At 65.3% G+C, this 21,589-nt stretch carries 15 protein-coding genes and 1 tRNA gene; 4 read left to right on the top strand and 12 right to left on the bottom strand.

The window, feature by feature from the left end; genetic code table 11:
• Window positions 1-4: 4 nt before the first annotated feature.
• From etfB to dctP, 10 genes are all read right to left on the bottom strand, one after another.
• Window positions 5-823, bottom strand: a complete 819-nt coding sequence (gene etfB / locus ToN1_RS21715) for an electron transfer flavoprotein subunit beta (RefSeq protein WP_169204743.1) — start codon at window positions 821-823, stop codon at window positions 5-7.
• On the bottom strand, window positions 813-2,063 hold the full coding sequence (gene etfA / locus ToN1_RS21710) for an electron transfer flavoprotein subunit alpha (protein WP_169204742.1): 1,251 nt from the start codon (window positions 2,061-2,063) through the stop codon (window positions 813-815). The genes etfB and etfA overlap by 11 nt, the downstream gene beginning before the upstream one ends.
• Window positions 2,060-4,030, bottom strand: coding sequence for a (Fe-S)-binding protein (locus ToN1_RS21705; protein WP_169204741.1), 1,971 nt, complete (start codon window positions 4,028-4,030; stop codon window positions 2,060-2,062). Before ToN1_RS21705 ends, etfA begins: the two co-directional genes overlap by 4 nt.
• A gap of 73 nt (window positions 4,031-4,103) precedes the next feature.
• Window positions 4,104-6,167 carry a dimethylglycine demethylation protein DgcA gene (gene dgcA / locus ToN1_RS21700; RefSeq protein WP_169204740.1) on the bottom strand — a complete coding sequence of 688 codons (2,064 nt, stop codon included), beginning with the start codon at window positions 6,165-6,167 and terminating at the stop codon, window positions 4,104-4,106.
• Window positions 6,168-6,182: 15 nt separating this feature from the next.
• Complete coding sequence (locus ToN1_RS21695; protein ID WP_169204739.1) at window positions 6,183-6,710, bottom strand: DUF5943 domain-containing protein; 528 nt, start codon at window positions 6,708-6,710, stop codon at window positions 6,183-6,185.
• A 48-nt stretch (window positions 6,711-6,758) separates the two neighbouring features.
• Window positions 6,759-7,736, bottom strand: a complete 978-nt coding sequence (locus tag ToN1_RS21690) for a dipeptidase (protein WP_169204738.1) — start codon at window positions 7,734-7,736, stop codon at window positions 6,759-6,761.
• Window positions 7,737-8,004: 268 nt separating this feature from the next.
• A complete protein-coding gene (gbdR, locus tag ToN1_RS21685; protein ID WP_210147901.1) occupies window positions 8,005-9,174 on the bottom strand; it encodes a choline metabolism transcriptional regulator GbdR in 1,170 nt (389 codons plus the stop codon).
• 308 nt (window positions 9,175-9,482) lie between these two features.
• Window positions 9,483-10,778, bottom strand: a complete 1,296-nt coding sequence (locus ToN1_RS21680; RefSeq protein ID WP_169204737.1) for a TRAP transporter large permease — start codon at window positions 10,776-10,778, stop codon at window positions 9,483-9,485.
• A complete protein-coding gene (locus ToN1_RS21675) occupies window positions 10,766-11,305 on the bottom strand; it encodes a TRAP transporter small permease (RefSeq protein ID WP_169204804.1) in 540 nt (179 codons plus the stop codon). The genes ToN1_RS21680 and ToN1_RS21675 overlap by 13 nt, the downstream gene beginning before the upstream one ends.
• Before the next feature lie 73 nt (window positions 11,306-11,378).
• Complete coding sequence (gene dctP, locus ToN1_RS21670) at window positions 11,379-12,386, bottom strand: TRAP transporter substrate-binding protein DctP (protein WP_210147900.1); 1,008 nt, start codon at window positions 12,384-12,386, stop codon at window positions 11,379-11,381.
• 389 nt (window positions 12,387-12,775) lie between these two features.
• On the opposite strand from dctP, the gene ToN1_RS21665 reads away from it, so the two are divergent.
• The 4 genes from ToN1_RS21665 to ToN1_RS21650 all read left to right on the top strand — a co-directional run bounded on the left by ToN1_RS21665 (window position 12,776) and on the right by ToN1_RS21650 (window position 19,747).
• Window positions 12,776-14,053: an MFS transporter gene (locus ToN1_RS21665; RefSeq protein ID WP_169204736.1), complete on the top strand. Its 1,278-nt coding sequence runs from the start codon at window positions 12,776-12,778 to the stop codon at window positions 14,051-14,053.
• A gap of 332 nt (window positions 14,054-14,385) precedes the next feature.
• Window positions 14,386-15,609, top strand: a complete 1,224-nt coding sequence (locus ToN1_RS21660) for a hypothetical protein (protein WP_169204735.1) — start codon at window positions 14,386-14,388, stop codon at window positions 15,607-15,609.
• A 403-nt stretch (window positions 15,610-16,012) separates the two neighbouring features.
• The gene (locus ToN1_RS21655; protein ID WP_169204734.1) at window positions 16,013-17,566 is read left to right on the top strand and encodes a BCCT family transporter; all 1,554 of its coding nucleotides are present in this window, start codon (window positions 16,013-16,015) and stop codon (window positions 17,564-17,566) included.
• A gap of 618 nt (window positions 17,567-18,184) precedes the next feature.
• The gene (locus tag ToN1_RS21650) at window positions 18,185-19,747 is read left to right on the top strand and encodes a trimethylamine methyltransferase family protein (RefSeq protein ID WP_169204733.1); all 1,563 of its coding nucleotides are present in this window, start codon (window positions 18,185-18,187) and stop codon (window positions 19,745-19,747) included.
• Window positions 19,748-19,967: 220 nt separating this feature from the next.
• Here ToN1_RS21650 and ToN1_RS21645 read toward each other — a convergent pair whose 3' ends face one another.
• Together ToN1_RS21645 and ToN1_RS21640 are read right to left on the bottom strand one after the other, a co-directional pair.
• A complete protein-coding gene (locus tag ToN1_RS21645) occupies window positions 19,968-20,858 on the bottom strand; it encodes a DMT family transporter (RefSeq protein WP_169204732.1) in 891 nt (296 codons plus the stop codon).
• A gap of 587 nt (window positions 20,859-21,445) precedes the next feature.
• A tRNA-Ser gene (locus ToN1_RS21640) sits at window positions 21,446-21,536 on the bottom strand.
• Between the last annotated feature and the right edge of the window lie 53 nt (window positions 21,537-21,589).

The following is a 21,589-nucleotide window of genomic DNA, read 5'->3' as shown; positions in this document are numbered from 1 at the left end:
GCGCTCACCGCAGCACCCCTTCCTCGCGCAGCAGCTTGAGGATGGCCTCGGCGCCCTGTTGCGCGGAAATGCCTGCGAGCACCTGCCCGCCGCTGCCTTCAGCCTTCGCCGCGGCGGCCTTGAAGCGGTCGCGAGCGGACGCCGCCTTCACGATTTTGAGGCGCTTCGGGCGCTTGCGCGCGGGCGCCACCGTCCACTCGCGCGCAGCAGCATCCGCCACCACCTCGGACGCGACGCGGTGCAGCTCGCCGCGTTGTGCGGGTCCGAAGGCGCTTTGCCGTGCGGGCTGCGCCGCCGCGTCGACCGTCACGACGGCGGGCAGGCGCACCTTCAGGCGTCGCCGCTGCCCGCGCGGCAGGGCCTGCAACACGGTCATCGTGTCGCGGTCCACCGACTCGATCTCGGCGAGCCCGGACACCAGCGACCAGCCGAGTCGTTCGGCGAGGATGAAGGGCACGAGGCCCGAGCCTTCCCCGGTTTCGCCGCGCGCCCCGCATAGCACGACGCGCGGAGCCGCGGCACGCAGCCAGCTTTCCAGCGCCGGCACGACGTCGGACCCGTCCGGTTGCGGCAGCACGTCCACGGCGCCAAGGCCCATGCCCAGGTAGCCGCGCAGCGCCGCTTCCGTCTCGGGCGACGAGGCGCCCGCATGCACGAGCGACAGCTCCCCGCCTTTCGCCAGCGACAGACCGATCTCGACCGCCCGCGCGTCGTACTCGGCGCGCCGCGCCCGGCCGGTCACCGGGTGGCGGCCGACCGAGACGAGGGCGGCGACTTTCAGCGACGGCTCCGTCGCCGCATTTCCATTGCCATCACGCTGCATTGCGCTGCTCCTTGCGAACGCCTTCCACCATCTCCACCAACGCGGCCAGCACCTCGCTCGAATCGGCGATCACCGAGAGATCCGCCCGCTTGACCATGTCGCAGCCGGGATCGGTGTTGATCGCGATGACCTTGTCGCATTGCTGGATGCCCTGCAGGTGCTGGATCGCACCCGAGATGCCGACGGCCAGATACACCCGCGCCGTGACCCAAGTTCCCGTTGCCCCGACCTGGCGGTGACGCGGCATGAAGCCGTTGTCCACCGCGACGCGGGAGGCGCCTTCCGTCGCGCCAAGCACGCGCGCGGCCTGGTGGAAACCGCCCCAGTCGCGGATGCCGTTGCCGGCCGACAGGATGAATTCCGCTTCCGCGAGCGCCACGCCGGCCGGATCGACTGCGACCGCGCCAAGGTCATCGACGCGCAGCAGCGGCTGCGGCAGCGCTGCGGGCGGATCGATGGGAGCCGCGGCGTGAATCGTCTCGCTGACCGGCTCCGCGCATTCGGGCAGCGCGAGCACGATGCGCGGCAGCCTGCGCGTGACGTCGGTCGTGCCCGCGGCGCCGCGACCGGTGCACTGTCCGTCCGCGATCTGCCACACCTGGGTCGCCGGCCGCTCGCCGAGACGTGCCGCGAGACGCCGGCCCAGCTCAGCCCCGCCCAGCAGCGAATCCGGGAACAGCCAGTGCCGCGGCTCGTGCTGGCGCTCGATGCCGCCCAAGGCCGTGAGACGCTGTTCCGGCGCGTAGCCTTCGAAGGATTCTCCGGCGAAGTTCACCACGCGATCGACACCGGCTTCGCCGAGCGCGTCCTCGCGCGACTCGCCGAATGTCACCAGCAGCACCGCGCCCTGCCCGCCTTCGTCGGCGAGCTGCCGCGCGAGGCCCAGCACGTCGCGGTCGTGGGCCGACAGGCGGCCGCCGGGCATGTCGGCCACCACGGCGACGACGAACGCGGGGGAGTCGACCTGCACGGCCCGCCGGGTGGGCGCCGCCGAGGCTTCGCGCCGCGCGGAGCCCGACGCATGGGCCGTCTGCGCGCCGCTGCGGTCGATGCGGCGGATGCCGTTCGGGCCGATGAAGCCGACCGCGTGCGGATTGCGCCGGATGATGCCGTTCGGCCCCATCCACTGCGCCACCGCCGCGCCGCCGTTCAGCTGCGCCAGCACGGCCTCGTGCTCCGGATGCAGGCGATTGCGGGCGATCCACTCGGTGCGCGGATCGCGTCTGACGATTTCACTCATGCCACCACCTCCACCGCGCGTTCCACTTGAACACGCTTGTCCGCGCCCCGCGCAGGCGCCGGTGCCGCCACCAGCTGCGCCGCGACGAGCTCGGCAATGTCGAGCACTTCCGGGCGGGGTCCGACGACGCCTTCGAGCATCGCCGTGCATTGCGGGCATCCGACGGCCACGATGTCGGCCTTCGTCGAATTGATCTCTTCCATGCGCATGTCGGGGATGCGGCGCTTGCCCGGAATGTCGGTGATCGGCGCCCCGCCGCCACCGCCGCAGCAGCGCGAACGGAAGCCGGAGCGTTCCATCTCGACGACCTTGATGCCGATGCCCTTGAGCGCATTGCGCGGCGCTTCGTATTCGCCGTTGTAGCGGCCGAGGTAGCACGGATCGTGGTAGGTCACGCGCCCGCCGGTCCATTCACCGAGCGCGAGCCTGCCCTTCTCGATGAGGTTCGAGATGAAGGTGCTGTGATGCGTCACCGCGTAGCTCGCGCCGAAAGATGGGTATTCGTTCTTCAGCACATGGAAGCTGTGCGGATCGCAGGTCACGATCTCGCGGAAGCGATACTTCGCCAGCGTTGCCGCGTTGCGCACCGCAAGCGCCTGGAAGCCCGCCTCGTCGCCCAGGCGGCGCGCGACGTCGCCGCTGTCGAGTTCCTCGTTGCCGAGCACCGCGAAATCGACCTGTGCCGCGCGCAGCACCTTCACGAGTGCGCGTAGCGTGCGCTGGTTGCGCATGTCGAAGGCACCGTCGCCCATCCACAGCAGCACGTCGGCCGTGCCGCGCTTCGCCATCAGCGGCAGGTCCAGGTCGGCTGCCCAGTTCATGCGCGTGGCGGGATCGAAGCCGCCGGGGTTGTCGGTGGTTGCGAGATTTTCCAGCACCTCGCGGCCCTTGTTCGGCGTGTTGCCGTGTTCCATGGTCAGGTAGCGCCGCATGTCGACGATCGCGTCGACGTGCTCGATCATCATCGGGCATTCCTCGACACAGGCGCGGCAGGTCGTGCAGGACCACAGCGTTTCCGCATCGACGAGCGCGCGGCCCTCGCGCAGCACGATCGGACTGTGCGCGTCGCCGCCGTGCTCGCCGACCGGCTTGCCCGGATAGGGCGAGCCGGCGTAGGCCGCATCCGTGCCGCCCGCCATGCCGACCACCATGTCCTGGATCAGCTTCTTCGGGTTCAGCGGCTGTCCGGCGGCGAAGGCCGGGCACATCGCCTCGCAGCGGCCGCACTGCACGCAGGCGTCGAAGCCGAGGAGCTGGTTCCACTTGAAATCGGCTGGCTTGCCGACGCCCAGCGGCGCTGCGGAATCCTTCAGGTCAAGCGGCTTGAGGCCGGTCGAGCGCCCGCCCCCGAAGCGTTCCGGCCGGCGGTGGAAGGCGAGGTGCAGCGCGCCAGCGAAGGCGTGCTTCATCGGCCCGCCCCAGGTCATGCCGAGGAACATCTCGGAGATGCCCCACGCGATAACGAGCGTCAGCACGGCGGCGAGCGCCCAGCCGCCGAATCCGGCGGGCAGGATCCCGGCCGTCGGCAGCGTGACGAGGAACACGCCGCTCGCGAACGCGACGAGGCTCTTCGGCAGGCGCATCCACGGGCCGCGCGAAAGGCGCGCCGGGGGATTCTTGCGCCGCGCCGCGACGCGCAGCGCACCCACGAACATGACGACCGTCGCGGCGAGCAGCGCCCAACTCAGCAGGCGGCTCTGCAGCTGGAAGCCATGTACCAGGATCAGCAGCACGGCGGCCGCGACGAAGCCGCCGCCGGTCGCGACGTGGGTGTTCGCGAACACCTTGTCGCGTGCGACGACGTGATGGAGGTCCACCAGGTAGCGCCGCGGCATTGCGGCCAGCCCGCCGAGCACGGAGACCGGCGAGGGGCGACCCTGGCGCCACAGGCGGATGCGCCGAAAGGCACCCAGCAGCGCCAGCGCAAGCGCCCCGAGGACCAGAACTGGGAGTACAACGTCAAGCATTCAACTCTCCTTGCTTCTGCAGACCGGCGGGAGCGCAGCGCGGGGCTGCGCATTCATCCCGCCGGGCGATGCATCAGAAGTCCTTGCACAAGCGCAGGGCGTCGAGGATGGCCGCATGCGTATTGCGCTGGGACACGCAGTCGCCGATGCGGAACAGCAGGTAACCATCACCCTTTTCCGCGAGGCAGGACTGCGGCTGGATCGCGAAGAGCTCCTCGATGTTCACCTGGCCCTTGTTGCGCGAACCCGGCTTCAACTCGTAGTACAGCTTCTCGTCCGGGCGCACGCCGTTCTCGACCACGATCTGGTCGACCACGCGCTCTTCCTTGGCACCGGTGTATTCGTTCTCCAGCACCGCGACCAGCTTGTCGCCTTCGCGATAGACCTTCTCCAGCATCAGGTCCCCGGTCATGATCACTTCCTTGGGGTACAGGCTGCGGTAGTAGGTCGGGAAGGTCGTGCCGCCGATCGCCACACCCGGCTTGATGTCGTCGGTGACGATCTCGACCTTGGCGCCCTTGTCGGCGAGGTAGTCCGCGACCGACATGCCCGAGAATTCGCAGATCGTGTCGTACACCAGCACGTTCTTGCCCGGCGCGACGCGGCCTTCGAGAATGTCCCAGCTGCTCACGACCAGCCCTTCGGCGGCGCCCCAGTGGGGGTTCTGCTCGAGGAAGGGATGGGCGCCGACCGCCAGCACGACGACGTCGGGCCGCAGATCCATGATCGTCGCCGCGTCGGCCGCCACGCCCAGGCGCAGGTCGATCTTCAGGCGCGCCAGTTCCAGCTGGTACCAGCGCGTGATGCCCGCCATCTGGTCGCGCTGCGGTGCCCGTGCGGCGATCGAGATCTGACCGCCCAGCGCGTCCTTCTTCTCGAACAGCGTCACCTCGTGGCCGCGCTCGGCGGCGACGCGCGCCGCCTCCATGCCGGCCGGGCCGCCACCCACGACGACGACCTTGCGCTTGGGCCCGGTCGACTTCTCGATGATGTGCGGCAGGCCCTGGTGCTCGCGCGAGGTCGCGGCGTTCTGGATGCACAGCACGTCCAGGCCCTGGTACTGGCGGTCGATGCAGTAGTTCGCGCCGACGCACTGGCGGATCTGGTCGACCTGGCCCATCTTGATCTTGTTGACGAAGTGCGGATCGGCGATGTGCGCGCGCGTCATGCCCACGAGGTCGACATAGCCGCCTTCGAGGATGCGCTGCGCCTGGTTGGGATCCTTGATGTTCTGCGCATGGATCACCGGCACCGACACCACTTCCTTGATCCCGGCCGCCAGATGCAGGAAGGGCTCCGGCGGGTAGCTCATGTTCGGGATCACGTTCGCCAGCGTGTTGTGCGTGTCACAGCCCGAACCGACGACGCCGATGAAGTCCAGCAGGCCGGTGTCGCTGTAGTACTTCGCGATCTGCTTCATGTCCTGGTGCGTGAGGCCGTCCGGATGGAACTCATCGCCGCAGATGCGCATGCCGACCACGAAGTCGCGCCCGACCTCGGCGCGCACGGCCTTCAGCACTTCCATGCCGAAACGCATGCGGTTCTCGAAGGAGCCGCCCCACTCGTCGGTGCGCTGGTTTACGCGCGGGCTCCAGAACTGGTCGATCAGGTGCTGATGCACCGCAGACAGCTCGACCCCGTCCAGCCCGCCTTCCTTCGCGCGACGTGCCGCCTGCGCGTAGTTGCCGATGATGCGCTGGATCTCCTCGGGCTCGATCGTCTTGCAAGTCGCGCGGTGCACCGGCTCACGGATGCCCGAGGGCGACACCAGGTGCGGCCAGTTCTCGCCATCCCAGCGCGAGCGCCGGCCCATGTGCGTGATCTGGATCATGATCTTCGCGCCGTGCTTGTGCATCGCGTCGGCGAGGTTCTGGAAGTGCGGAATGATCTTGTCCGTGGACAGATTCACCGACTTCCACCAGCCCTGCGGGCTGTCGATCGCAACCACCGACGAGCCGCCGCAGATGCACAGGCCGATGCCGCCCTTGGCCTTTTCCTCGTAGTACTTGACGTAGCGCTCGGTGGTCATGCCGCCGTCGGTCGCATAGACCTCGGCGTGCGCGGTGCTGACGATACGGTTGCGAATCGTCAGCTTGCCGATCTGGATCGGCTGGAAAAGGGCGTCGAACTGTGCCATTGCCTTTTACTCCTTTCAGCGCGGGCGGGTGATGAACACGCCGTAGTCGCAGCCTTCCTCGGCGCCGCTCTGCGTCTGCTCCGCAAGGGTGCGCAGCGGGCTACCCGCGGCGGCGAGAATCTGGTCCATCGCGCCGGCGAACCAGCCGGTGAACATGTATTCGATCTTGCGGCCGACCTTGCCGTATTCGTAGACGAAGGCCGAGTGGTCGAGGCGCACGCGGCAGGTGCCAGCGTCAAGGTCGATCGCCTCGATCGAGAAGAGGCCCCAGCCGCGCTGCGACAGCCGCTTCATGTAGTGCTCGAACACGGCGACGCCCGACAGGCCATGCAGCGCGGCTTCCTTCTCGCACCAGTGCCAGGCCGACTTGTAGCCCGCCTTGTAGAGGATCTCGGCGTAGCGCTCGGCGCCGATCTCCTCTTCGATGCCCTTGTGGTTGTTGATAAAGAAATGGCGCGGCACGTACAGCATGGGCAGCGCGTCGGTGGTCCAGACGCCGGTTTCGGAATCGACTTCGATCGGCAGTTGCGGTGCGGTCTTCATGTTCGGTTTGTCTCCAGTATGTTTTTGGGGCTGGGGATGGCGTCGGGCTCACTCGCCCCAGACGTCGCGCAGCACGCGCACCCAGTTCTCGCCCATCACCTTGCGCACGACACGCTCGGACATGCCGCGCTTGAGCAATGTTTCGGTCAGGTTCGGGAATTCACCCACGGTACGGATGCCGAGCGGATTGACGATCTTTCCGAAGTTGGTGAGGCGGCGGGCGTAGCCCTTGTCGTGCGTGAGCCACTCGAAGAAGTCCTTGTCGTGGCCCTGCGTGAAGTCGGTACCGATGCCGATCGCATCCTCGCCGACGATGTTCATTACATATTCGATGGCTTCGGCGTAATCGTCGATCGTCGAGTCGATGCCTTTCTTGAGGAAGGGCGCGAACATCGTCACGCCGACGAAGCCGCCGTGATCGGCGATGAACTTCAGCTCGGCGTCGGACTTGTTGCGCGGATGTTCCTTGAGGCCCGATGGCAGGCAGTGGGAATAGCAGACCGGCTTCTTGGACTCGAGGATGACTTCCTCGGAAGTCTTCGCGCCGACGTGCGAGAGGTCGCACATGATGCCGACGCGGTTCATCTCGGCGACGACCTCGCGGCCGAAGCCCGACAGCCCGCCGTCGCGCTCGTAGCAGCCGGTGCCCACGAGGTTCTGCGTGTTGTAGCACATCTGCACGATGCCCACGCCGAGCTTCTTGAAGATCTCGACGTAGCCCAGCTTGTCCTCGAACGCGTGCGCGTTCTGGAAGCCGAGGATGATGCCGGTCTTGTTGGCTTCCTTCGCCGCGGCGATGTCGGCGGTGGTGCGGACCGGCATCACGAGATCGGTGCTCTCCGCCATCAGGCGATTGACCATGACGATGTTGTCGACGGTCGCCTGGAAGCCTTCCCACACCGACACCGTGCAATTCGCCGCGGTCAGGCCGCCCCGGCGCATGTCCTCGAACAGATGCCTGTTCCACTTCGCAATGATCAGCCCGTCGATGACAACGGCACTGTCGTGAACTTCCTTCGCATTCATTCGCAGCTCCTCGGCAAGCGCTATTCGTGGGGATGAGAATAGCGTTCTCGCCGGGAGACCTATCGCACGGGAAGCGACGGGCACGAGTCAAAATGCGTCATTTTGGTGCGAACCGCGACAAGCCCTGTGCGCTGCACGTGTATAGCGGTTCGGTCACGCAATGAAACCGGCTTCGAGACGCCCAAAAAAGAATCCGCCCGGAACCACGAAGGTTCCGGGCGGATTGGACACGTGAAGCTTCAGACGCCGGCGCGGAGGCGTCGTCCTGTCAGCACACCGCGCGACGCGGCGCGCGCGTGAGGCTTCCGTAGGTCGCCTCGCCGCGGGCAGCCATCAGCGCCAGTTCGGCGGTCGAGGCGGGCAGGACGACATCCGGCAGGTCGGCGCTCTCGTCGGCGATAAAGATCTCGCGCCGCCCCCGCGCGCCGCGCGGCACGGGCTCGATGGTCCGCTCGCTGCTCGGCGGAACACCGAAAAAGCCGCGGTAGCACTTCGAGAAATGCGGCGTCGAGACGAATCCGCAGGCCGTGGCGACCTCGATGATCATCATCGAGGTCTGCCGCAGCAGCTGGCGTGCGCGGTTGATCCGGATCGTCAGGTAATAACGGGACGGCGAACAATTCAGGTGCCTGAGGAAGAGGCGCTCCAGCTGCCGCCGCGAGATGCCCGCAATCGCCGCCAGATCCTCAAGCTCGAGCGGTTCCTCAATGTTAGCCTCCATCAAGGCGACAATCTCGAGCAGTTTGGGCTGCGAGGTCCCCAGCACGTGGCGCAAGGGAATGCGCTGCTGCTCCTGATCGTTGCGGATGCGCTCGCACATGAACATCTCGGAGATCGCCCCCATGAGTTCGCGCCCGTGCTGCTTGCCGATCAGGTTCAGCATCATGTCGAGTGGTGCGGTACCTCCCGATGCGGTCAGGCGGTTCGCCTCGATGGTGAAGAGGCGGTTCGTCACCAGCACCTTCGGGAACGCTTCCTGCAATCCCGAAATGCATTCCCAGTGAATGCTTGCGCGGTAGCCATCCAGCAGCCCGGCCTGCGCCAGCGCCCAGGTCCCCGTGCACACGCCGCCGATCAGCGCGCCACGGCGCGCCTGGGCCTGCAGGAAGCTCAGGTGCGATTTGCGGATCGCCTGCTGCTGTGCGACCCCGCCGCAGACGATCACGATGTCCAGGTCGTGCGCATCGTCCATCGGCGCATCAGGGAGGATGCGCTGGCCGTCGCTGGCGCGAACCGGGTCACCGTTCTCGCTGAGCGTGAACCACTGGTAATGCTCTTCCCCGCTCAGGTGATTGGCCATGCGCAAGGGCTCGATGGCCGAAGAATGCGCGATGAGCGTGAAATTGTCGAGCAGAAGGAAACCGATACGGGTCGGCCTGGCGACGACACCCGGCTCCGTCGACCGTCCGGCCGCGGCGCGATTGCGTTCGTACATCATTACCCCTCCTCCACAGGCACCCTGGGTGCCACGCAGGCCGGTCTTTCTGCCGGCCTTGTCGTTTGAATATCCCTCGTGCACCACCGTTACGCGTGCCCCGGAGGCCATATTCCGAAAGTCGTACGAAACTGACTTTTCCAGGGACCCCGCGCACAGCTTGCGGCGTCGTTTGCGACAGGGAAATAGTGACACTGCGCGAAGGGCTAATCAACTGCGGGGAGGCTTGTGGCTTGCCTCATTACGACGCGCTTTGTTTCGTACACGACAAGCGCTGGTGAATTCTCCTGTAAGCGGGTCTCCGGATGTGTCTAGAGGAAGCCAAGCAGCCTGGGCAGGGCGAGCGAAAGCTCCGGCACGAAGGTGGTAACGACCATCACCGGCAGGGCCACGAACAGCATCAGCGCGATCGCGGGCGCGATCGTGCGATGGATCTCCGCCTTCCCGATCCGGCACGCCATGTAGAGGATGGGGGCCACCGGCGGACTGTTCGCCCCGATCACGACCGAGCAAGCGACGATGGACGCGAAGTGCACCGGATGCATGCCGGTTTCCATCATCAAGGGCAGGAACAGCGGGGCGATGACGACGGTCACGGACACATCGTCGATGATCATGCCGGCGAGGATCAGCACGAGGTTGACGGTGATCAGGATCAGCAGCGGATTGCTCACCAGCGAGGTCACCCATTCCGTGAGGTCCTGCGGAATGCCTTCGGACGCAAGGATGCGCCCGATCATGAAGCTGAAGAGCAGGATCAGGATCACCGTGCCCGTCGTCTCGGCGGCCGCGACGAGGTTGTGCGCGAAGCCCTTCGCCGTCAGGTCGCGGTAGAAGAAGAAGCCTACGATCATGGCGCAGAAGGCCGCGACCGCCGCCGCCTCGGTCGGCGTGAAGATCCCGCCGTAGATCCCGCCGAGGATGATCAGCGGCAGCGAAAGGGCCGGCAGCGCGCTCAGCGTCGCGCGGCCCTTCGACACCCGCTCCTGCCCGTCCGCGGCGGCCGCGAAGCTCTCGTGGAACAGCCGCCCGACGCTGAAGCGGTTGGCGACGATCAGGCCGATGATCAGCAGGATCGCCGGCCCGATGGACGCCGCGAAACAGGCCGCCACCGACTGTCGGGTGACCACCGCGAACAGTATCATCGTGATCGACGGCGGGATCAGGATGCCGAGCAGGGACGAGATGCCGAGCAGCGCCGACGAATAGTGACGCGGATATCCACGTTGCTCCAGCGGACCGATCATGATCGTGCCGATCGACGCCACCGCGGCCGTCGCCGTCCCGGCGATCGCGCCGAAGATGCCGGACGCCAGCACCATCGAGGCTCCCATGCCGCCGCGCCGCTTCCCGACCATGACTTCGATGAACTCGACGAGCCGCCTCGCGATACCCCCGCCCTGCATCAGGTAGCCGGTGAGCACGAACAGGGGCAGCGCGATCAGGATCACCGAATCGAGCGAGCGGTAGCCCTGCATCATGATCGTGTCGATATTGACGTCGTAGGCGGACACGAGATACGCCAGCACGCCCGCGAACGACCATGCGACCGGCACGCCGAGGACCATCATCACGAGCAGCAGTCCGACTGCGATCAAGCCTTCCATGACAGCGCCTCCTCGGAGCGGATTGCGGTACGTGCGCGCGCGGAAGAGAGGGCCAAGCCCGCCAGCACGATGTCGCGCAGCGCATAAAGACCACTGCCGACAGCAGCGACCAGGATCGCCGACTGCGGGATCCATAGCGGAATACCCATGCCGGGCGTCGTCTGCGGATGCTCGAAGCTCCATTGCAGCATGCGCCATGCGAGCAATGTGAAGAACGCCGTGGCCGCGAAGGTGATCACGCCGACCAGGATCCTGTGTGCCTCGCGCGCCCATCCGTCGCCGAACTTCTGCGCGAAGAAGTCGACGACCAGGTGCTCCTTGCGCCGACTGGCGATCAGTGCCCCCAACATGTACAGCCACATGCCGCACATCATGATTACTTCCAGCAGACCGACGATGGACCAGCCGAAGAGATAGCGCCCCGCGACGAGCAGCAGCATCAGTCCGACCACCAGCACGCTGGCGACGAACGCCGCGGCATCGAGCAACCAGGCCGCGCTCTTTCCAAGCGCAGCAATCACTCTCATTGTCATTTTTTCATCCCGTCCAACGGAAACCAGCCCGGATCAGCGGGCTGGTCGGGTTTCAAGCAGGCACGTATCAGAGTGGCGAAGCGTTGCTGCGGATCGTCTTCACGATCTCCGCCCCGATTTCCTTCTCCATCAGCGGCCACACCTTCTCGCGCGCCGCCTTCCCCAGCACGGCCAGTTCGGCTGGCGACGGCTCGATGTACTTGATCCCTGCCTCGACGGCCTTCTTCACGTAGAACTCGTCCTGTGCCTTCGCGGCCTTGAACTGGTCGTTCATGATCTCCAGCGAGGCCTCGCTGACCACCTTCTGCTGCTCGGCCGAAAGCTTGTCCCAGGCCTTGTGGTTCATGCTCAGCACGCCCGTCATGAAGAAGTGCTTGGTGCGGACGTAGGTCTTGACGATGTCGCGGAAGTACTCGTAATCCCAGAAGATCACGTTGCCGGCCTCGCCATCGACGACACCGGTCTGCATCGCCGTATAGACCTCACCCCAGTCGATCGCGGCGGTCTGGTAGCCGAGCGCCTGCATCGTCTGCGGCGCGGGGAAGACCGTCATCGTGCGCACCTTGATGTTCTTGGCATCGCCGATCGTCAGCGCGTGGCCGCCGCGCGTGGCGACGCCGTTGAAGCCTTCCGGCCAGGGGCCGAAGAACTTCAGGCCGATGTCGTTGTAGATCCCGCCTAGCAGGTTATTCACCCAGCCGCCCGGGCTGTAGGCCTTCAGCGCGTCGTCCCACGAAGTGGTCATGTAGGGCGTGTAGATCACGCCGATGCGCTTGTCGTAGGAGGTCATCGGCCAGTTGAGCATCAGTTGCACGTCGCCCGCGACGTGCAGGTCGAACACCTCCTGCTGCCCCCCGAGCTCGTTCTGGTAGAACACCTTGACCTTGATGTCCCCCTTCGACTTCTGCTCGATCAGGTCGGCCCATTTCTTCAGCGCGTTGCCGGCGGGAGAACCCTTGGCGCCCGAATCGGTGGCCATCTTCAGCGTCGTCGCCGCGTGCGCGAGCGGGGTGAACAGACACGTCGTTGCCGCCACAGCGAGCAGCAGGCTCCGCAGCTTGAATCTCATCGTCATTTCCTTGGTCTCCTCGGTTTTTCGGTGCGCAGGCGTCTCCGCCGCCCTGCCCGCATCCGCGAGCGACCTTCCCGGCAGCAGGGTCATGCCCCGAGGTCATAAAACAGCACAGCGCGCGGCCGGCGCAATACGTCGATCGCAAACAGTACCGACGGAGGTCGCTTCGGGAACACAAGTGGTCGCCGGCTTGTTCCTGTGCGACATGCAGGACTGGCAGGCTCACCCCGACGGAGCTCGCGCACCGGAATCGAGCGCGATGGGGTCGTTTCACCTTGCCCTCGCTCCCTTCGCATGGCACCTTTCACATCCGAAGAACCTCTCGGCCCGCCGGATCGGTCCGCCCTCCAGGCCCCGCCCCGGCATACCGTCCGCGGAGCCGCGCCAAGAAAATGCTTGCACACACACTCCCGATCGCCACACTGATGAGCGGCGTAGCCCTGCTGCTGATCGGCAACGGCCTGCTCGGCACGCTCGTGGCGGTTCGCGGCAACGACGCGGGATTCACTGACGCCTTCCTCGGCCTGCTCGGTTCGGGTTACTTCGCCGGCTACCTCGTCGGCAGCCTCCTCGCGCGTCCCTTCATCCAGCGCGTCGGCCACATCCGCGCGTTCGCCTTCTTCGCAGTGGGCATCGCGGGCGTCGCGCTGCTGCACGGCCTGTTCCTGTCACCTTTCGTATGGGTTGCGCTGCGAGTGCTCGCAGGTGCGGCCATCGTCGCGCTGTACATGCTGATCGAGAGCTGGCTCAACGACCAGACACCCCAGGCGCTGCGCGGGCGCATCTTTGCGATCTACATGGTGGTGAACCAGCTCTCGCTCGCCGCCGCGCAGCAACTCCTGCGCTTCGACTCCGCCGACGGGCTGGCCCTGTTCATGGCCTCGGCGCTGTTCGTGTGCCTCGCCGTGATGCCGGTCACCTCGACCCGGCTGACGCAGCCGACCCCGCATCGCGCGGCGTCGTATCCCTTGATGCGCATCGTCCGCGACATCCCCGTCGCCGCGGCGGGCGCCTTCTTCACGGGCACCGCGCTCGGGGCGTTCTGGAGCATGGGCCCGGTCTACGCCGCGCGGGCGGGTGCCGGCGAACAATGGGTTCCGCTGTTCATGAGCGCAGGCATCCTGGGTGGCGCGCTGCTGCAATGGCCGCTCGGCGTGCTGTCCGACCGCATCGACCGCCGCAAGGCCCTGGCGATCGCCGCCGCACTCGCCACCGTCTCCGCCCTGCCCCTGCTCGTGCCCGGTCTCGGCCAGGGCGTCGCGGTCGTGGCCATAGCGCTCTTCGGCGGCTTCGGCTTCGCGATCTACCCGATGGCCGTGGCCCACCTGGTCGACCACCTCCCCGCCGACAACATCGTCGCTGGATCGAGCGCCGTGCTCCTGCTGCACGGTATCGGCGCGGCCATCGGGCCGATGGCCGTCGGCCTGGCAATGGGCTGGATCGGGTCGTCGGCGCTACCGCTGTATTTGGTGCTCGTGCACGCGCTGCTCGCGCTCGTCGCCTGGACTGCCGCCCGTCGGCAGCCGGACGAGATCCTCGAACATGCCCACTTCGTACCGATGATGCGGACCTCGGCCACGGTGCTCGAAATCATGCCCACACCCGAACACCCCGCGAAGCCCGCCGCGCAGGACGCTGCCGCTCCCACCCCGCGCCCCGGGGAAGCCTGAGCGCGCTGCCCGGAATTCCACCGCGGCGCAGCAATGTTCCGTTTGCGACCTTCGCGATTCTTCCTGCGCCGCGTCTATTGAAGCCGATCCGGCACTGCTGTTTCATCTGACCGCACCCGGACGCAATCGGGCAATTCAATCCACCCCGTCTTGTCGCGTCCCGATTCGCCCGGGTTGCGTGCACTGATTCGACACGGAAATTCGATCGAGCCCGCCATCGGCGAAACCGGGAAAAGACGCCGATAAAAACCGGGAGGTATTCCCTCGCGTGCTTGCTCGAGATCAATTGAAAAATACATAAAAAAATCACCATCAAGGAAGGAGATAGGTCAATGAAATTTCTGAAGCGTGCGAGGTCAGCGCCCCTTGCAGTGGCGGGCGCCTGCCTGTTCATGTCGGCATCGGCGGCGGTTGCCCAGGTTGCCGAATCCCCGCTGAAATTCGACGGTGCCGTGCGGATCAGGGCCGAACACCTGGACTGGAATCCGGATCGGAAGGGGACGCTCGAATTCGACACCATCCGCCTCGGCTACACCTATGACGACGGCCGCTTCATTTCGTCGGGCCGCCAGCGTTATTACCATTACTCGACCCGCCAGACGGGCGCCGACGAAGGCGCCAGCATGCTGATGAACGAATACCTGTGGGCGGGAATGCGCTTCCAGGACAAGAGCGAAATCCGCGTCGGCCAGGATCTCGTCCCATTCGGCCTCGTCCGTTATGCGTCGCACAACTTCTTCGAATCCATGGCGTACTACGCCGGTTTCGAGGACACCTTCGCGCTTGGCGTGAAGTACCTGCGCAAGGACGGCGGCCTGAGCACGATGCTGGGCTTCTTTCCGTCCGACGGGGGCCACATGCTGGGCGCGGCCGACAACATGTCGGTGCTCGACGGCTATGATTCGCTGCGCTTCAGCAACCACCTGATGAAGACCTACGGCCGCGAGGAGCGCAATACCTTCGTCGGCCGTCTCGCCTACGACTTCGAATTCGGCGGAGGGAAATCGGAATTCGGAGTGTCCGCGTTGACGGGCCAGCTCGCGGCAACCGCGTCCGAACTGTCCAGCGGCCGGCGCAATGCGCAGGCGATCCATTACTCGGGCGAATTCGGCAATTTCGGCGTCAAACTCCAGACGATTCGCTATCGCAACAGCTTCTCCGGCAATGGTTCGGTCGACGGCAATTGGTGGTCCGCGTGCGACAACGACTGCGTGATCATCGGCTCCTACGGCTTCACCAACCGTATGGCGGCGAAAGGCAATATCGACGTCGTCAGTCTGAGCTACAAGATTCCCGGTTCCATCGGGCCTTTCAGCAATTTCCGCGTCTATAACGACTGGAGCCAGTTGCGCAAATCCGCCTCGGGTTATTCGCGCAGCGTGCAGAACGTGACCGGCGTCGAATTCGGCAGCGGTGGCTGGTGGATCATGCTCGACTACGCCTACGGCAAGAACCAGCCCTACCTCTCGCCGGTATTCGGCGATGCCCTGGCGGCCGGCGGAAGCTCCAACACCTCCGGAAAGCGTTTCAACGCCAGTATCGGCTACTACTTCTGAACCCGCTCGAGCGGCCGGAGAACCCACCGGCACCGCGGAAATGCGCTCACGCCCGTTTCCGCACATTCGTTCGGCCCCGGAGCGCGATGGCCCGAATCGGCGATCGCTCCTTCCGGGGCCGAACGGTGCCGCGCGCGTATCCCCACTCGAATTGAAACGACTGCCGCGTGAATTGCAGCAGCAATTTCTCGGCACCCCAAATTGGTGCATATTTGCCCCATCTTGTCGCGCTTTTTTCACTGCGCCCCCAATGACCATTTTTGACTGCATCCGGTCGTGGACTGACAAGTGCCGGGGAATCCCAGCACCAACAATATGCCTGCATTTGGGGGAGTACGTAATTCGCCGGGAAACAAATATTAACCGGCGAACCGCAACTAGCGAGATCTGAGGAGATAACTACATGAGCGTCAGTCATAGCCTGGCCCTGGAGCCAGGCATCGACAACAAGCAGTTATGGGGCATGGATTTTCATAATCCCGTGTTCCCGATTTCCGCCGGTTTTACCCTGCTCTTCATCCTTTACGCACTGTTCGATCCGGCGACGGCGAGCGCCCAGATGGTCGCCGCACGGACGTGGGCGATCGAACATTTCGACTGGCTGTTCATGTTTGCCGGCAACGCGTTCGTGCTGTTCTGCTTCGCGCTGATCCTCCTGCCGGTCGGCAAAGTGAGGCTCGGGGGAGCCACGGCACGGCCCGAGTACTCCACCATGTCGTGGTTCGCCATGCTGTTCGCCGCGGGCATGGGGATCGGCCTGATGTTCTGGAGCGTCGCTGAACCCGTTGCCTATTACACCGACTGGTACGGCACCCCCCTCAACGCGCCGGCGAGAACGCCGGAAGGCGCAAGCGCAGCGATGGGCGCCACCATGTTCCACTGGGGCCTGCACCCGTGGGCAATTTATGCCGTCGTGGCGGTCGCGATCGGCTTCTTCACATTCAACATGGGATTGCCTCTGTCGCTGCGGGCCGCATTCTTCCCGCTGCTCGGCAACAAGGTACGCGGCTGGCCCGGCCACCTCATCGACATTCTCGCGGTGCTGGCGACCATATTCGGACTCGCCACCTCGCTCGGACTCGGTGCGACTCAGGCAGCCAGCGGTCTTCATTTCCTGACCGGAGCCGAAAATTCGATCGACCTGCAGATCTGGATCATCGTCGTCGTCAGCTGCGTCACCGTGCTGTCCGTGTGGCGCGGAATCGACGGAGGCGTGAAGCTCCTCAGCAACATCAACATGGTCCTGGCGACCACCCTGATGGTGTTCGTCGCATTCGCGGGTGGCATCGTTGCGTATTTCGGCTGGCTCGGCGCCACTGCCTCCGACTACGCCTCGCACCTGTTCCAGCTGTCGAACTGGATCGGTCGTGAGGACGACAAGTGGCTCCATGGATGGACGGTCTTCTACTGGGCCTGGTGGATCTCCTGGTCGCCCTTCGTGGGAATCTTCATTGCGCGCATCTCCAAGGGCCGCACGGTCCGTGCCATGGTGACCGCGGTCCTGATCGTCCCGACCTTGGTCACCTTGCTCTGGATGACCGCTTTCGGCGGTAACGCGCTGGCGCAGACCACCGGGGGAATCGGCGAACTGGCCAAGGGAATCAGCGACGTGTCACTGCCCCTTTTCCAGATGCTCGCGAACATGCCCCTGAGCTCGGTCACCTCCCTGCTGGCGGTCATGCTTGTTCTGGTGTTTTTCGTGACATCTGCGGATTCCGGGGCACTGGTGATCGACTGCATCACGGCCGGCGGAAAGGTCGACGCTCCGCGCCGGCAGAAGGTGCTCTGGGCCTGCCTTGTCGGCGTCATCGCGGCGATCCTGCTGTCGGCTGGCGGGACCGATGCGCTCAACGCCCTGCAAGCCGGAGCCGTCACCGCCGGCCTGCCCTTCACCGTCGTGTTGCTGGTGATGCTGATCGGCCTCTACAAGGCACTGCACGAGTGCCACTACGCCTGAGTGCACACGGCCGTCCCGCGGACGGCCGTTCCTCGTGACGGGCGCGGCAGGAGGCCGTACCCGTCACGGATCAGGCATTCGCGGCACCAGGCACCCGCGACACCAGGCGATTCGCAATGAGACCACCGCGGAGACATCGATGAGCGTCCCGGACGGCAGGCACGCCCCCGCCAAGCTTTTCACTGCCGCGCTGGCCATATGCGCGATGTCGTCCGCCACAGCTCGGGATGTAGCGGCCGGGCCGGCGGCAATTCCGGCAAGCTGCCGCACCCAGCCGCCCTTCCGGGATCCCACCGCGGCCCTGCAGGATCCACGACACTGCCCGCCGCCCGCATCGACTCCGTACGCCACGTGTCTGAACGGCGCGGGGAGAATCACCGCCGGCAAGGATCCGCACCCGCTGCGCAGGATCTTCTGCTTGTGGCAGGAAGGGCTTTCTCGGCAGGCGCGCGCCGCCCTCCCCTGAGTCGCCATCCCTGAGTCGCCGTCTCCCGGACTGCCGGCCCGGTCTGGCGCAAATCGCTAATCGCGGGTCGCTTCGTGCCATGTCAGCACACCCTGTCCCTCCGCATACTGGCAGCGTGATGTGTTCCGAACAACATGATGGAGAGCGAGACAATGAGTACCACCGAAACCCGCCGGCGCGCCGGTCGCAGCGGAAGCGAGGCTCGCCGGGCGGCCCGGTCACGCGGGCAAGGGACGAGCGTCCCGTACGTCACCCGCAAGGTTCCCTTCTATGAAGTGCTCAACGAAGAAGGGCTCGCGATCATCGAGCACAACGCCGACACCATCCTGGAGGAAATCGGCATCGACTTCCGCGACGACCCGGAAGCGTTGCAGATCTGGCGCGACGCGGGAGCCGACGTGCAGGGCGAGCGGGTCCGCATGCCGCGCGGGATGTGCCGCAAGCTGATCCAGGAGAACGCACCGCGCGAATTCACGCAGATCGCGCGCAACCCCGAACGCAGCGTGCGCATCGGTGGCGCCAACACGGTCTTCGTGCCCGCCTATGGCTGCCCCTTCATCCACAATCTCGACGACGGGCGTCGCTACGGCACCATCGAGGACTTCCGCAACTTCGTCAAGCTCGCCTACCTGTCGCCCAGCCTCCATCACTCCGGGGGCACGATCTGCGAGCCGGTCGACCTGCCGGTCAACAAGCGGCACTTCGACATGGTCTACAGCCACATGAAGTACTCGGACAAGTGCTTCATGGGCTCCGTCACCCACCCCGAGCGCGCGCAGGACACGGTCGAGATGGCCAGGATCCTGTTCGGCGACCAGTGGATCGACCCGGAGACTGGCAAGCCGCGCACCGCCGTGATCAACCTGATCAACGCCAATTCGCCGATGACCTTCGACGATACGATGCTCGGCGCGGCCAAGGTCTACGCCCGCAACAACCAGGCCTGCGTGGTCACCCCGTTCATCCTCGCCGGCGCGATGTCGCCGGTGACCGTCGCCGGCACCGCGGCGCAGACGCTCGCCGAAGCGATGGCCGGCATGGCCTTCGTGCAGCTCGTCAATCCCGGTGCGCCAGTGGTGTTCGGCAGCTTCGCGAGCTCGATGTCGATGCAATCGGGCGCACCGACCTTCGGCACGCCCGAACCCGCCCTGGTGCTGTATGTGATGGCGAACCTCGCGCGCCGCCTGGGCGTGCCCTTCCGTTCCGGAGGCTCGCTGACCGCCTCGAAGATCCCCGACGCGCAGGCGGCATCCGAGAGCGCCAACACGCTGCTGCCGACCGCGCTGGCCGGCGTGAACTTCGCGCTGCACACTGCGGGCTGGCTCGAAGGCGGCCTCGCGATGGGCTACGAGAAGTTCATCATGGACGCCGACCAGGCCGGCATGATGCAGACCCTGATGGGTGGCGTCGATCTCTCGGAGAACGGTCAGGCGATGGATGCGATCCGCGAAGTCGGTCCGGGCAAGCACTTCCTCGGCTGCGCCCATACCCAGGCGAACTTCGAGAATGCCTTCTACCGCTCGTCCATTGCCGACAACAACAGCTTCGAGCAATGGGACGCCGAGGGCCGCCTCGACATGGCACAGCGCGCCAACGCGCGCTGGAAGAAGATGCTCGCCGAGTACGAGGCACCCGAACTGGATCCCGCTGTCGATGAGGAACTGCAGGCTTACATGCGCCGACGCAAGGAGTCCTTCCCGGACTCGAACACCTGAGCGACACCCGGGGACACAAGAGAAAGGCCGGCATGAACCGGCCTTTTTTTTTGCATCTACGATTCTGCAGTTGAGCTTCGTCCTCACCGGTTCCCTTCGAAGTAATACCGTCTCGCGCGCGGACACTCGACACCTAAACCTGTCGCATGGCCCTCGGCGCTATCGAGCGGCTCTGAACGAGAGTCCGATCGTCCATGCTGGCGCATGCATGCGTAATTTTTCATGCAATGGCGAATTGGCGTCCGCGCAGCGTCAGGAGTTCATTGCCGAGCAGCGCGCCCAGCACCAACGTTCCCCCTATCAGCGTGCTCGACGATGGTGCCTCCCCCGCGCCCAACCAGGTCCACGCCACCCCGAAAATCACTTCGAGCAACCCGAGAAGCGCGATTTCCGGTCCCGGCAGTTCGCGGGTGAGGCGCACCATCAGCAGGCAGGGCAGCGCGAGCTGCACGGTTCCGAGAAAGGCAAGCAGGCCGACGTCCTGCAGTGACGCAGCGAACGGCCACGCCAACGGCAGCGTGACGGCTGCAGAGAGCACGGCGCCGATGAGCACGGCCGGCAGCATGTCGATGCTCCTTTCGTCGTCCTTTCCGTGCCCGACATGTTGCAGTACCGTGAAGTTGATCGCTCCCGCCAACGGAATCGCCGTGGCGACCAGCGTACCGGTGAGCGAGGCGCCGCTGTGTGCGCCCTGAGCGAACATCCAGCCGATACCGACGCCAGCCACGGCGATTGCGCCCCAGGTCCGGCGGGCGAGTCGGTGATGAAGGAACACGCGTGCGAAGAAGGCCGCCATCAACGGGCCAAGCGCCATCGTCACCAGCACGTTGGCCACCGTGGTAAGGGTGATGGCGACCGTGAAGGCTGTGAACATCACGCTCCAGCAGACGCCGGAGATCCAGACCGGGCGCGAGGAATGAGCGAGACGGGTCCAGAATGTCGGGCCGCGCAGAACAGTTAGCGCCACGGCCAGCGCCAGCGCTGTGCTGGCGCTACGCCAGAAGGTGACCTCGAAGCTCCGGGCCGAATCGAGGTGGCGCGAAACAACACCGGCCAGGCTCCAGAGCAGGGTGACGAGAAGCATGAGGCTGACGGCGCGGGCGTGCGACATGGAAGACTTTCCGATATGACGGGAAACAAGAGGGCCAGCCGAAGCTCTGGCGCCAGTTCTAGGAAAAGGAGCTCTGAATTACCACACGGACAATTGCCACTTGACCAACGGCGGCACTTACTGCATGGCTATCGTGCGAATCGTACGAAAAACGAGTCCTCACCATTTGTCTCGCTGCGACATTCTGAAAATTGTCCGTTGGCATTACTGCAGCTCGGCCACCGGGCATCTCGAGCTTGTGCACGTCCGAAGTGGCGCAGCGGATGTCGGCTTCGACGGGGGCCTAGGCGCGGCGCACGCCTTCCCAGTAGTGCGACAGCGACTGTATGGCGTCGAGATCGAGGCCGGCGTCGCGTTGGGAACCGACGAGCGCCGTGGCGATGGACAGCCCGCCGCTATGGGTCCCTGTTCCAGCGTCAGAAGGCCGAAGTGTCGCCGCTCAGGATATGAAGTCACCCAAAATGGGCACAGGTGCCAAGCCGGCGAAATCCGGCATTTTTGCGCAGTCTGGAATCGTAGAATTGGACGTAGAATTCCGTTCTACGAAAAGAAAAAGCCCTGAAAATTCAGGGCCTTATCGTGTGTTCTGGCGGAGAGAGCGGGATTCGAACCCGCGTCAGGGTATTACCCTGAACACGCTTTCCAGGCGTGCGACTTAAACCACTCATCCATCTCTCCGTGGAAGGCGCGCATTGTAGCAGAACGTCCGCGATAAGAAACCCCACTTTTGC

The organism is Aromatoleum petrolei (assembly GCF_017894385.1).
Lineage (GTDB): Bacteria > Pseudomonadota > Gammaproteobacteria > Burkholderiales > Rhodocyclaceae > Aromatoleum > Aromatoleum petrolei.
Note: the sequence above shows the minus strand (reverse complement) of the source record. Positions and strands in the feature narration are given on the sequence as shown.

Bases quoted from the DNA above. Each gene is read 5' to 3' on its own strand.
- etfB (WP_169204743.1), bottom strand. From the start codon at position 823: ATGCAGCGTGATGGCAATGGAAATGCGGCGACGGAGCCGTCGCTGAAA.
- etfA (WP_169204742.1), bottom strand. From the start codon at position 2,063: ATGAGTGAAATCGTCAGACGCGATCCGCGCACCGAGTGGATCGCCCGC.
- ToN1_RS21705 (WP_169204741.1), bottom strand. From the start codon at position 4,030: ATGCTTGACGTTGTACTCCCAGTTCTGGTCCTCGGGGCGCTTGCGCTG.
- dgcA (WP_169204740.1), bottom strand. From the start codon at position 6,167: ATGGCACAGTTCGACGCCCTTTTCCAGCCGATCCAGATCGGCAAGCTG.
- ToN1_RS21695 (WP_169204739.1), bottom strand. From the start codon at position 6,710: ATGAAGACCGCACCGCAACTGCCGATCGAAGTCGATTCCGAAACCGGC.
- ToN1_RS21690 (WP_169204738.1), bottom strand. From the start codon at position 7,736: ATGAATGCGAAGGAAGTTCACGACAGTGCCGTTGTCATCGACGGGCTG.
- gbdR (WP_210147901.1), bottom strand. From the start codon at position 9,174: ATGATGTACGAACGCAATCGCGCCGCGGCCGGACGGTCGACGGAGCCG.
- ToN1_RS21680 (WP_169204737.1), bottom strand. From the start codon at position 10,778: ATGGAAGGCTTGATCGCAGTCGGACTGCTGCTCGTGATGATGGTCCTC.
- ToN1_RS21675 (WP_169204804.1), bottom strand. From the start codon at position 11,305: ATGAGAGTGATTGCTGCGCTTGGAAAGAGCGCGGCCTGGTTGCTCGAT.
- dctP (WP_210147900.1), bottom strand. From the start codon at position 12,386: ATGACGATGAGATTCAAGCTGCGGAGCCTGCTGCTCGCTGTGGCGGCA.
- ToN1_RS21665 (WP_169204736.1), top strand. From the start codon at position 12,776: ATGCTTGCACACACACTCCCGATCGCCACACTGATGAGCGGCGTAGCC.
- ToN1_RS21660 (WP_169204735.1), top strand. From the start codon at position 14,386: ATGAAATTTCTGAAGCGTGCGAGGTCAGCGCCCCTTGCAGTGGCGGGC.
- ToN1_RS21655 (WP_169204734.1), top strand. From the start codon at position 16,013: ATGAGCGTCAGTCATAGCCTGGCCCTGGAGCCAGGCATCGACAACAAG.
- ToN1_RS21650 (WP_169204733.1), top strand. From the start codon at position 18,185: ATGAGTACCACCGAAACCCGCCGGCGCGCCGGTCGCAGCGGAAGCGAG.
- ToN1_RS21645 (WP_169204732.1), bottom strand. From the start codon at position 20,858: ATGTCGCACGCCCGCGCCGTCAGCCTCATGCTTCTCGTCACCCTGCTC.